The sequence below is a fragment of the Aliiroseovarius marinus genome (assembly GCF_050881025.1).
Lineage (GTDB): Bacteria > Pseudomonadota > Alphaproteobacteria > Rhodobacterales > Rhodobacteraceae > Aliiroseovarius > Aliiroseovarius marinus_A.
Window position 1 is genome coordinate 546,838 of record NZ_JBNNXQ010000003.1, and the last position, 12,227, is coordinate 559,064.

Sequence of the window (12,227 nt, forward strand, 5' to 3'; positions counted from 1 at the left end):
GAGCTACGCCTCCGGCTTTGACGTCGCCTTGGCTTTCGCCTTTTGCTTGGCCTCTTTCACCTTGATCGCCAGATCCTGCGCAATGGCGAAAGCCCCTTTGATCTTGTCCGAGGTCTTGCGCCAGTCGCGGCGCACAACGATCTTGTTGTCGCGCACTTTGGCCAAGCCGTTCTGGGCCTGAATGAACTCGACCAGCCCCTCGGGCGAGGCAAATTTATCGTTATGGAACTGGATCGTAGCGCCTTTGGGACCGCCATCCAGTTTGGCAATGCCCGCACGTTTGCACATGCCCTTGATGCGCACGACCAACATCAGCGTATTCACCTCTTTGGGAAGCTTGCCGAAGCGGTCGATCAACTCGGCAGCAAAGCCTTCCAGCTCGACCTTGGTCGACAGGGAGGACAGGCGGCGATAGAGACCAAGTCGCACATCCAGATCGGGCACGTATGTGTCGGGAATCAGGACCGGCACGCCCAAATTAATCTGCGGCGCCCAGCCTGTATCAGCCGCAGACAGGCCTTCCAACTGACCGGATTTGATCTTTGAAATCGCTTCCTCCAGCATCTGCTGGTACAGCTCGTAGCCCACTTCGCGCATCTGGCCGGACTGTTCTTCGCCCACCAGATTGCCCGCACCGCGAATGTCCAAATCCTGACTGGCCAGCGTGAAGCCCGCGCCCAGAGTGTCCAGCGACCCCAGCACCCGCAGACGTTTCTGCGCGCTATCCGTCAGGGGTGCGCGGGGTTTGGTGGTTAGATAGGCATAGGCACGAGTTTTCGACCGGCCCACGCGACCCCGTATCTGGTATAGCTGCGCCAGTCCGAACATGTCGGCACGGTGAATGATCATCGTGTTGGCCGTGGGAATATCAATGCCGCTTTCCACAATGGTGGTGGCCAGAAGCACGTCGAATTTCCCGTCGTAGAAGGCGTTCATGCGGCTGTCCAACTCGCCCGCCGCCATCTGCCCATGGGCGACGACAAAGCTGACCTCGGGCACGTGGTCTTTCAAAAAGGCCTCGACCTCGGGCAGGTCCTTGATGCGCGGCACAACGAAGAAGCTTTGCCCGCCGCGATAGTGTTCGCGCAAAAGCGCCTCGCGCAGGGTGACCCCGTCAAATTCCGAGACATAAGTGCGGATCGACAGGCGATCGACCGGCGGCGTGCCGATGATCGACAGGTCGCGCACGCCAGACAGGGACATTTGCAGCGTGCGCGGGATGGGCGTGGCGGAAAGCGTCAGAACATGCACGTCTGACCGCATTTCCTTCAGCCGTTCCTTATGTGTGACCCCGAAACGCTGCTCTTCATCAACGATCAGAAGCCCAAGGTTTTCAAACCGCACATCTTTGGCCAACAGCGCATGGGTGCCCACAACGATATCCATGGTCCCGCGCGAAATGCCGTCGCGGGTGCGTTTGGCTTCGGCCTGCCCCACGAAGCGCGACAGCTGCCCCACCTGAATGGGAAAGCCGCGAAACCGCTCCGAGAAGCTTTTGAAATGCTGGCGTGCCAGAAGCGTGGTGGGCGCGATCACCGCCACCTGCTGACCACACATGGCCGCCGCAAAGGCCGCACGCATCGCCACCTCGGTCTTGCCAAAGCCCACATCGCCGCAGACCAGCCGGTCCATCGGACGCCCCGAGGCCAGATCCTCCATCACATCTTCAATGGCCGAGAGCTGATCGTCGGTCTCCTGATAGGGAAACCGTGCCGAGAACTCTTCCCATGCGTGATGCGGCGCCTGCAAGACCGGTGCTTTGCGCAACTCGCGTTCGGCGGCCAGCCGGATCAGCTTGTCGGCAATCTCGCGGATGCGCTCTTTCAACTTGGCCTTCTTGGCCTGCCACGCCCCGCCGCCGAGCTTGTCCAAAAGCCCGGTATCGGCGCCGAATTTCGACAGAAGTTCGATGTTCTCGACCGGCAGGAACAGACGATCCCCACCCATATATTCCAAGGCCAGACATTCATGCGGTGCGCCCATGGCCGTCACCGTTTCCAGCCCGTTGAACTTGCCCACGCCGTGATCCACATGCACCACAAGATCGCCGGGGCTGAGGCTTTGCGCCTCGGTCAGAAAGTTTTCAGCCCGGCGCTTGCGTTTGGGCGCGCGGATCAAGCGATCGCCCAGCACATCTTGTTCGGAGATAACTGTCAGCTCTGGCCCTTCGAACCCGTGTTCCAAAGGCCAGACGGCAAGATAGACGCCACCCGCGGTGTCGGGCACATCGCGAAAATTTGTGATCACATCATTTGTGATCACACCTTCATCCGCCAACAGCCCCTGAAGACGCTCACGTGCGCCTTCGGAATAGGACGCCACGATCACAGCCCCATCCCTTTTAGCATGAATATGTTCAGACAATGATTTGAAAAGGTTTACGTTTTCCTGTTGACGCTCAGGGGCAAAATTGCGCCCGATCCGACCACCACCGTCCACCACGCCTGCCCCGGTGGGCTGCGGCAGAGCGACCAGCTGCACCACACGGCGCGCGGCCAAACTGGCCTCCCATCCCGCGTCATCCAGATAAAGCAGCTCAGGTGGACACGGCTTATAAACCGTGTCCATCCGGTTCTTCGCCTTCATCGCGATTTTACGGGTCTCGTATTGATCCACGATGCTGTCCCAGCGCGCCAGACGGGCGGGGTCCAGCTGATCGTCCAGCAAAACCGGTGCTTCGGGCAGATAGTCAAACAGACTTTCAAGCCGGTCGTGGAAAAACGGCAGCCAATGTTCGATCCCCTGATGTTTGCGCCCGGCCGAAACGGCCTCGTAAAGCGGGTCATCCGTGCCTGCCGCCCCGAACTCGATGCGATAGTTCTGCCGAAACCGCGTGATGGCAGCCTCGTCCAGAATGACCTCGGACACGGGCGCCAGCTCGATCCGATCAAGGCTTTCAGTGGTGCGCTGGGTGGCCGGGTCAAAGCGGCGAATACCATCCAGCACATCGCCAAAGAGGTCCAGACGCACGGGGCCGCTTTCGCCCGGCGGGAAAATGTCGATGATGCCGCCGCGCACTGCAAAATCCCCTGGCTCCATCACCGTCGGAGATTGCGAGAACCCCATGCGCACAAGGAAGGCACGCAGGGCATCGACGTCAATCTGATGATCCTTGCGCGCCATGAAGGACGCGCCCGCCAACACATCGCGCGCGGGCAGTCTTTGGCTTGCGGCATTCAACGTGGTCAAAAGGACAAACCGGCCCTCGAATTGCCCGCCAAGTTGTCCGGTGGCCAAGGCGGCCAGCGTTGCCATGCGCGCCGCCGACACGTCGGCATTGGGGGATACACGGTCAAAGGGCAGGCAATCCCAGCCCGGAAAGCTGACAACACTGACATCGGGCGCAAAGAAAGACAGCGCGGCCTGCATCGCGGCCAGACGTTTGTCGTCGCGCGCCACATGGATCAGCGGACCTGACCCACGCTCCAACTCTTTCAACAAAAGCGTGGCATCAAACCCTTCAGGGGCACCGGACAGGATCACCTTTTGCATCAGCCAAGCCTCGTGATGATGAACGGGCGCGCGCCGGTCAGCGCAGCAACACCCCATGTGACAGATTCTGGAACATGCCCCAAAGCGAGGTTATGAAAATCGCCAGCATGCCCAGAAATTGCGTCTGAATTCGGTGGCGTGACAGACGTTTGCGCAGGGCCTCGCCCTCGAGCCCACGATCACGGACCACAGCGGCGGTGTTCAGCGACATCAGCCCCACGATGGACATGGGAAACAGCAGCAAAAACACCGCTTGCGCGAACTCGACCCCATACCAGAAGCCCAAAAGCCCCAATGTGGTCAATACCGCCGACACGATACCCAGCATCCACAGGCCAGACACGCCCGCGATATAAAGCAGGCGGTTGCAGTTGATGCGCACCATATCCTCGAAATCGATCTCGGCCTGCCCACCGCGACGCCCGGCTTTTTGCAGCATGTCATAGGGCACGCCAATCACCCAATGGCTGACCGTGGACCAGGCCACCGCAAGCGCGATCCAGTACCACAGGTTCGAAAACGACCGCATGTCGATCACTTCCAGCAATGTGCTGTAGATATCCACCGAACCGCCCCTTGAGCTTGTGGGCACGCGGCCCGATCTGTCGCGCATGACGCGAATAGCCGGACATTATCCCCGCCCTGCCCGCTTTGCCAGCCCGGTTTTGCCTTCACCGCGACATGATTGCACAGATGTGTCCCAAGGTGATTGCGCCCTTGAGATGAAAGGCACGACATGGCAGGAAGTTGGCAGCCTTTCGGGCGCGCCTTCACAGCCCGCGCCCCCCGCCAAGGAGAGACCGATGAGCCGTTCGCCGCACGCCACAACCGTGGCCCCGTTCCCCCTGACCCGCCTGCGTCGCACCCGTGCCAGTGCAGCCCTGCGCGATCTGGTGCGTGAAAACAGTCTTGAGGCAAGCGATCTGATCTGGCCGGTTTTCGTGGTCGAGGGCACGAGCGTTGAACAGGATATCCCTTCGATGCCCGGCGTCACGCGCAAATCCATCGACAAGCTGGTCGAGGCCGCGCGCGAGGCCGCCGATCTGGGCATCCCCGCGATCTGCATCTTTCCCTATACCGATCCGGCCCGGAAAACCGAAACCTGTGAAGAGGCCTGGAACCCAGACAACCTGTCAAACCGGGCCATCCGCGCCGTGAAAGCTGCGGTGCCCGAGATCGCCGTGATGACCGACATCGCGCTGGACCCCTATAATGCCAATGGCCACGATGGCATTGTGCGCAATGGTGAAATTCTGAACGACGAAACAGTCGAAGCACTGGTGAAAATGGCGCTGGCACAGGCTGAGGCCGGCGCCGACATCCTTGGCCCCTCTGACATGATGGACGGGCGTATCGGCGCCATTCGCCGCGCGATCGAGGCCGAGGGCCATCGCAATCTGGCCATCATGAGCTACACCGCGAAATACGCCTCGGCCTTTTACGGGCCGTTTCGCGATGCGGTTGGGGCCTCTGGCGCGCTGAAGGGTGACAAGAAAACCTATCAGATGGACCCGGCCAATACCGACGAGGCGATGCGGTTGGTGGAGCGTGATCTGGCCGAGGGTGCGGATATGATCATGGTCAAGCCGGGCATGCCCTATCTGGACATCTGCCAGCGCGTGAAAGACACGTTCGGTGTGCCCACCTTTGCCTATCAGGTATCTGGCGAATACGCGATGATCATGGCCGCCAGCGAAAACGGCTGGGTCGATGGCGACCGGGTGATGGAAGAGAGCCTGATGGCGTTCAAACGCGCAGGCTGCAACGGCATTCTGACCTATTTCGCCCCGCGCATGGCGCGCCTTCTTGGGCAAAGCTGATCTGACACGGCAAAACTTCGCACGCCTTGCTGCCAAAGGGTGACAGGCCCATTGCGCTGCGTTATATTACGCCCAAAGCGGTCAAAGAACCGCGACCGAGCAACCGGCCGCAGCAAGATCAGATAACAGACATGCGGCGGCCCATCTGAGGCGAATAGGCGAATAGCATGAACACATCAGACTTCTCCCGCAGAGGGTTTCTTCTTGGCATGGGCGGCGCAGGCTTGGGCCTGAGCGCATGCGCCAATGGCGTCGGCTCAAATGACGGCGCGCGGATTGATGCCCGCGTCGACAGCACGCTGCGCTATCTGTACAACCGCTATCCCGGCGCACAGGAATTGGCGTCGAAATCAACCGGTCAGCTTGTGATGCCGCTGGTGACCGAGGCAGGCTTTCTTGTCGGCGGTGCTTATGGGCGCGGCGCGCTTCGGATCAATGATGCAACGGTGGATTACTATCTGCTCGCACAAGGCAGCGCCGGGCTGCAAATCGGGGCACAGCAATATGCGCATGTGCTGTTCTTCATGACCGACGAGGCGTTGATGGATTTCCGAACAGCCTCTGGCTGGGTGGCCTCGGCTGATATCAAATATGCCTTCCAAAGCGATGGCGACCGGCTGACCGCAGATACGATCACCGCCTCTTCCCCGGTGGTGGCCGTGGTGTTCGGGCAAGCTGGCCTGATCGCCGGCGCCTCGATCGAAGGCGCGAAGTACACCCGCATTATTCCGTAAGGGACGATATGCGCTGGGCCCGCAGGGGCCAACGACAAAAGGGCGGCTCGATGCCGCCCTTTTTCGTAGCTCCTAAAACTTGCCCCGAAACGGGATCAATCCAGCGCGCGCAGCCGTTTGATCAGGCTCGACGTGTCCCAACGCCCGCCGCCGAGTTTCTGCACATCTTTGTAAAACTGGTCGACCAATGCGGTGACCGGCAGGCTGGCGCCATTTTCATTGGCTGTGTCCAGACAGATCCCCAAATCCTTGCGCATCCAGTCCACCGCAAACCCGTGGTCGAAATGATCATCCGCCATGGTTTCATGCCGGTTCACCATCTGCCAACTGCCAGCCGCCCCGCCCTGGATGACGTCCACCACAGCACGGATATCAAGGCCCGCCTTTTCAGCGAAATGCAGCCCCTCGGACAGGCCCTGAACGAGGCCCGCGATGCAAATCTGGTTGACCATCTTGGTCAGCTGACCCGCGCCACTGTCTCCCAGCCGCTTCACCGTGCGGCCATAGGCCCGCATCACCGGCTCTGCCGCCTCATAGGCGGCCACATCACCGCCGCACATGATTGACAGGATGCCGTTCTCGGCCCCCGCCTGCCCGCCAGAGACTGGCGCATCGATAAAAGCCACGCCCTGCGATCCTGCGGCATCATAAAGCTCGCGCGTCACCGCCGCTGACACCGTGGTGTGATCAACGAAAATGGCGCCTTTGCCCATGCCGGCCAGCGCACCATCGACCCCGGTGACCACCGCGCGCAAATCATCATCATTGCCCACACAGGCCATCACGAAATCTGCGCCCTCAGCCGCTTCGCGCGGGGTTGCGGCCCAGCTGCCACCATGGGTCTTTGCCCAGTCTTCAGCCTTTGCCGTGGTGCGATTGTAAACCGTCACCTCGTGACCCTGTGCCACCAAATGCCCCGCCATCGGCGCACCCATCACGCCCAGCCCCAGAAACGCGCATTTTGCCATGCCGTTGTCCCTTTCGTTGAATTCTTGCTTGAGGCACAGTAGACCGCGCAGACGAGAGGTCAACGTGAAGTGGCCCTTGCAACAGGTCAAAGGTGGATTGCACATATGGGCAAGGTGATTTTATGGATGGTCCGGGGCGTCACGGCGGCATTTGTGCTGTTTGGCCTTATCTGCCTTCTGGTCTATTACCTCGCCGGTCAATCCCTACCCGACTATGACGTGACCCGCGAAACACCCGGCATTTCCGCCCCGGTCGAGATCGTGCGCAACAACGCCAACATCCCGCATATATTCGGCGAAACCGATCAGGATAACTTCTTTGGGCTGGGCTATGTGCACGCTCAAGACCGGCTGTGGCAGATGATGATGATGCGCCGCACCGCGCAGGGCCGCCTGTCCGAGGTGTTTGGCACCCGCACGCTGAAAGTGGACGAGCTGATGCGCCGGCTGGACATCTATGGGCTGGCGCGCGGCGCGGTAAAATACCAAGACGCGGAAACGATGCGCGTGCTCGAGGCATATAGCTCAGGTGTGAACGCCTATCTGGCCCGGATCAACGCCGAGGCACTGGGCCGCGGCGCCCCGGAATTTTTCCTCTTTTCCAATGACATATCCCCGTGGCAACCGGCCGACAGCATTGCCATCATGAAACTGATGGGCGTTCAACTGGCCGGTCATCTGGAGGACGAGGTTCTGCGCGCCCGCACGGCCCTTGCCCTGCCCGAGGCGCGGCTCAAAGACATCCTGCCCGATATTCCGGGCACAGGCGTGGCGGCCTTGCCTGAATATGCAGCACTCTTTGACACGACCGAAGAACAGTTTGCGCAGAACACGCAGACGCAAGACACGCAGACGCGCCCCTTCCTGTGGCCGGTGCCCCCGCGCGGGCTAGCAGGTGCATCCAATGCCTGGGCCGCGGCGCCCAAACGTGCCGCCACCGGGGGCTCGCTTATGGCCAATGATCCGCATCTGGGCTTCACCGCCCCGGCGATCTGGTATCTGGCACGGTTAGAACTGCAGACCGGCGGCGTGATCGGCGGCACGATCCCGGGCCTGCCGGTGATGTTGCTGGGGCGGTCGGACGGCTTCGCCTGGGGGCTCACATCATCCTATCTGGACGATCAGGACCTGCATGTTGAAAAGCTCAACCCCGACGACCCAACCTCTGTCGCCACACCCGACGGCTTCGCGCCGATGATCACGCGCGGCTCGATCGTGCAGGTGAAAGATGCAGCCCCCGTGACCTTCACCCTGCAATGGACCGAAAACGGCCCGGTCCTGCCGGAAACCATGTTCAACCTCGACCGGGTGACCCCGCCGGGCCATGTCATGTCGATCAACTGGACGCTTCTGACTGAAGAAGACCGGTCCATCAGCGCAGGCCTGAAGATGATGCGGGCCAAGACGGTGATGGAGGGCATCGCCGCCGGTGCCGACTACGTGGCCCCCAGTCAAACCCTAACCATGGTGGACCGGGAAAATGTCGCAATGAAGGTCATCGGCACCATGCCCAAACGCCACATGCGCCACCAGACGCGCGGGCGTATTCCCAGCCCCGGCTGGCGCGAAGAAAATCGCTGGCTTGGGCGGCTCAGCTATGCGGCAAACCCGGAATTTGTCATGCCATCAGGCGGGATTGTCGGCAACACGAACAACAAGATCGTGAACCGCCCCTTCCCCGATCACATGAGCTTTGACTGGGGTGACAGCCAGCGCGTGCAACGCTGGTCGCGGTTGATGCAGGCCCGCGAGGTACACACGCGCGAAAGCTTCATCGAGGCGCAGCTTGACCCCGTTTCGGTCACCGCACGCACGCTGTTGCCCTTGGTGGGCGCAGATCTGTGGTTCACCGGCGAAGCTGCCCCCGAAGGCACGCGCGAACGCGAGCGTCAACGCGCTTTGGAGTTGCTGGCCAATTGGAATGGCGAGATGAACGAGCATATGCCCGAACCGCTGATCTATTCGGCCTGGCTGCGCGCGCTTCAGACCCGCCTGATCCGCGACGAACTTGGCCCGCTGAGCGAAGAGTTTACCCATCTGGAGCCGATCTTTATTGAACGCGTGTTCCGCAATGTGGATGGTGCCGGGGTCTGGTGTGACGTGATCCAGTCCGCCCCCAAGGAAAGCTGCACCGATATGGCCCGCGCGGCTTTGGATGACGCGCTTTTGTGGATGTCGGAAAATGCGCGCGGCACGCAAGAAAGCCTGCGCTGGGGCGACTATCACGAAGCCAACCACAAACACCCCGTGCTGGGCGATGCGCCCTTTCTGAAATGGTTTGTGAATATCCGCCAATCCACATCCGGCGGTGACAACACGCTTTTGCGGGGGCGTACGGCAGGCACAGGCGTGAACCCGTTTCGCAATGTGCACGGGGCGGGATACCGCGGTGTTTATGACCTGTCGGACCCGGACAGCTCGCTTTTCGTGATTTCCACCGGGCAGTCGGGCCACCCTTTATCGCGGCACTATGATGATCTGGGGGAATTGTGGCGGCGCGGGGAATACACCCCCATGTCGCTGGACCCGGACCTGGCGCGCGCGGCCTCTGTCGGGATCACACGTCTGGTGCCGCGCCCCTGACCTGCGCGCGCCTTGCCTTCGACCTGAATTCGCACGTCCGAGGGGGTAAACCTGCAGTGTTTTCCCCTTAATTTCCGTGAGGTCACACCGTTAAATCCCCTTAGCCCAATGCGGGCAAAACGTGAATTTAAGGGGGTTTCATGGAAAACGTCGCACAAAGCATGGGCTGGCTTCAGGCCAACCTGCTCAATATTCTTTATGTCATCGTCATTGCCTTTGCCGCCTATTGGGCCGCGGGTCTGGTCAAACGCATGATCGTGGGCCTTGGCAAACGCCATGAAGCACTGGACGAGACGCTGTTTCACTTTCTGGGCTCGATCGCCCGCTATGCGGTGCTGGTCTTTGCCGGCCTGATTGTTCTGGACCGGTTTGGCATCCAGACCACATCGCTGATTGCCATTCTGGGTGCCGCGGGTCTGGCCGTTGGTCTGGCGCTTCAGGGCACCCTGTCCAGCCTGGCCGCCGGGATCATGTTGATCCTGTTTCGTCCCTTCAAAGTCGGGGATTTCGTCGAGGCCGCCGGCACCTTCGGCAAGGTGGATGCCATCACTCTGTTCACCACCGACATGATCACCTTCGACAACCAACATATCATTGTGCCCAACTCGGAAATCTGGGGCGCGAAGATCACCAACCATTCGCATCACGCGGTGCGCGGTGTGGATATGGTGGCCTCGGTCGCCTATGGCACGGATATCAAGAAGGCCAAAGCCTCGATCGCCAAGGTCCTGAAGGCCCATGAACATGTGCTGGCTGAACCGGCCGCCTTTGTGGAAGTCGAAACGCTGAACAGCTCTTCGGTCGACATTCTGGTGCGTCCCTTCACCGATGGCGCGCATTATTTCGACGTGAAATACAGCCTGCCACAGGCGATCTATGAGCAGTTCGCGAAAGACGGGATCGAGATCCCCTTCCAGCAGATCGTCATTCATCAAGCCAGCTGACGCGTCCCAGCAGGGGGAGCGTCAGGGCATCCCCAAAGGTGAATGATGTATGGCCACTCACGGCCAGGAGACCGCCCTTCGGGGCGGTCTTTGTTTTCGTGGGCTCGGGAATGACTTCAGTAAGTGAAAGAAATCAGAGTGCCGCGTATTCCGCGGATTGCCGTTCCGTCCAGGTCACGGTGATGGCCCAGCCGTCTTCGCCCGGCTCATCCTCTTCGACGATGCCCTTTTCAAACAGCCACGCCCGTTTGCGCCCATCCGAGAAGGCAAGTTTCAGAACCTCTGTCCGGCGCGGTTCGTCCAACGCCGCGTCGATGGCGGCCACAAGATCATCAAAGCCTTCCCCGGTGATGGCAGAGAGGGTCAGGATGTCATCACTGCGCGCCGCTTCCTTGCGCCGGGCATCCGCCTCTTCCGGGTCCAAAAGGTCGAGCTTGTTCCAAATCTCAAGCTGCGGGGTGTTTTCGTCGACGCCCAGATCAGATAGGATGCTTTCCACGTCGCGCGCCTGTTCGGCGGTGCCTTCGTGGCTGATGTCACGCACATGCAAAATCAGGTCAGCGGCCAGCACCTCTTCCAACGTGGCGCGAAACGCCGCGACCAGCTGCGTGGGCAGGTCCGAGATGAAGCCCACCGTATCCGACAAGATCACCTTGCGCCCGCCCCCCTGACCTGGCGTCTTGCCAAGGGCGGGCAGTTCGATCTGACGCATGGTGGGATCAAGCGTGGCAAAAAGCATGTCTTTGGCCAGCACTTTCGCCCCGGTCATCCGGTTGAAAAGCGTGGATTTGCCCGCGTTGGTATAACCCACAAGCGCCACGATCGGGAACGGCACTTTGGCGCGCGCCGCACGGTGCAACTCGCGGGTTTTCACAACCTTTTCAAGCTGTTTGCGCAGGCGGTTCATGTGATCGTCAATGGCGCGGCGGTCGGCCTCGATCTGGGTTTCACCGGGACCGCCCACGAAACCAAGCCCACCACGTTGCCGTTCAAGGTGGGTCCAGGCCCGCACAAGGCGCGTGCGCTGATAAGAGAGCGCGGCCATCTCGACCTGCAACACGCCTTCACGGGTGCGCGCGCGGTCCGAGAATATCTCGAGGATCAACCCTGTGCGGTCGAGGATCTTGACCGACCATTCTTTTTCAAGATTGCGTTGTTGAACCGGGCTGACCGCGCCGTCAACAAGCACCAGATCAACCTCGGCCGCTTTGATGCGCGCGCCCACCTCTTCCAGCTTGCCCTTGGAAAAGAGCTTGCCGGGATGAGGATCACGCAGGCGCACGATCTCGGCCCCCAGCACCTCGAGATGCGGAAGTGCGGCCGCCAAAGATACGGCTTCCTCCAGCGCGGGACCCGCGGTCCGGCGGTTGGGATCGGATGTCAGTTCCGGGTGCAGGACCCAGGCACGTGTGGCCTGTTCCTCGCGGTCAATGAGGTCAGTCAGCTGTCTTCGCCGTCATAAAGATTGATCGGTTGGCCCGGCATAATGGTCGAGATTGCATGCTTATACACAAGCTGCGACTGTCCATCACGGCGCAGAAGCACGCAGAAATTGTCGAACCAGGAAATCACGCCCTGCAGTTTCACGCCGTTGATCAGAAAGATCGTGACCGGCACTTTTGATTTGCGCACATGATTAAGGAATGCGTCCTGAAGGTTTTGCTTATCGGCAGCCATCGTTTTTTG

At 60.5% G+C, this 12,227-nt stretch carries 9 protein-coding genes; 4 read left to right on the top strand and 5 right to left on the bottom strand.

What is annotated here, in order from left to right:
- Positions 1–3: 3 nt before the first annotated feature.
- Both mfd and ACRY08_RS11935 read right to left on the bottom strand, forming a co-directional pair.
- Complete coding sequence (gene mfd, locus ACRY08_RS11930; protein WP_432450150.1) at positions 4–3,492, bottom strand: transcription-repair coupling factor; 3,489 nt, start codon at positions 3,490–3,492, stop codon at positions 4–6.
- Positions 3,493–3,529: 37 nt separating this feature from the next.
- A complete protein-coding gene (locus ACRY08_RS11935; protein WP_432450151.1) occupies positions 3,530–4,057 on the bottom strand; it encodes a component of SufBCD complex in 528 nt (175 codons plus the stop codon).
- Positions 4,058–4,295: 238 nt separating this feature from the next.
- Between ACRY08_RS11935 and hemB the strand changes: the two genes are divergently transcribed.
- Positions 4,296–5,312 carry a porphobilinogen synthase gene (gene hemB, locus ACRY08_RS11940; protein WP_432450152.1) on the top strand — a complete coding sequence of 339 codons (1,017 nt, stop codon included), beginning with the start codon at positions 4,296–4,298 and terminating at the stop codon, positions 5,310–5,312.
- Positions 5,313–5,479: 167 nt separating this feature from the next.
- Positions 5,480–6,046, top strand: a complete 567-nt coding sequence (locus tag ACRY08_RS11945; protein WP_432450153.1) for a YSC84-related protein — start codon at positions 5,480–5,482, stop codon at positions 6,044–6,046.
- 95 nt (positions 6,047–6,141) lie between these two features.
- Here ACRY08_RS11945 and ACRY08_RS11950 read toward each other — a convergent pair whose 3' ends face one another.
- Positions 6,142–7,119: an NAD(P)-dependent oxidoreductase gene (locus ACRY08_RS11950; RefSeq protein ID WP_432450154.1), complete on the bottom strand. Its 978-nt coding sequence runs from the start codon at positions 7,117–7,119 to the stop codon at positions 6,142–6,144.
- On the opposite strand from ACRY08_RS11950, the gene ACRY08_RS11955 reads away from it, so the two are divergent.
- Both ACRY08_RS11955 and ACRY08_RS11960 read left to right on the top strand, forming a co-directional pair.
- Complete coding sequence (locus ACRY08_RS11955; RefSeq protein WP_432450155.1) at positions 7,120–9,597, top strand: penicillin acylase family protein; 2,478 nt, start codon at positions 7,120–7,122, stop codon at positions 9,595–9,597.
- 140 nt (positions 9,598–9,737) lie between these two features.
- On the top strand, positions 9,738–10,541 hold the full coding sequence (locus ACRY08_RS11960; RefSeq protein ID WP_432450156.1) for a mechanosensitive ion channel family protein: 804 nt from the start codon (positions 9,738–9,740) through the stop codon (positions 10,539–10,541).
- 133 nt (positions 10,542–10,674) lie between these two features.
- On the opposite strand, the gene hflX is transcribed toward ACRY08_RS11960, so the two are convergent.
- Positions 10,675–11,973, bottom strand: a complete 1,299-nt coding sequence (gene hflX / locus ACRY08_RS11965; protein WP_432450284.1) for a GTPase HflX — start codon at positions 11,971–11,973, stop codon at positions 10,675–10,677.
- A gap of 8 nt (positions 11,974–11,981) precedes the next feature.
- Positions 11,982–12,218: an RNA chaperone Hfq gene (gene hfq / locus ACRY08_RS11970; RefSeq protein ID WP_091430174.1), complete on the bottom strand. Its 237-nt coding sequence runs from the start codon at positions 12,216–12,218 to the stop codon at positions 11,982–11,984.
- Between the last annotated feature and the right edge of the window lie 9 nt (positions 12,219–12,227).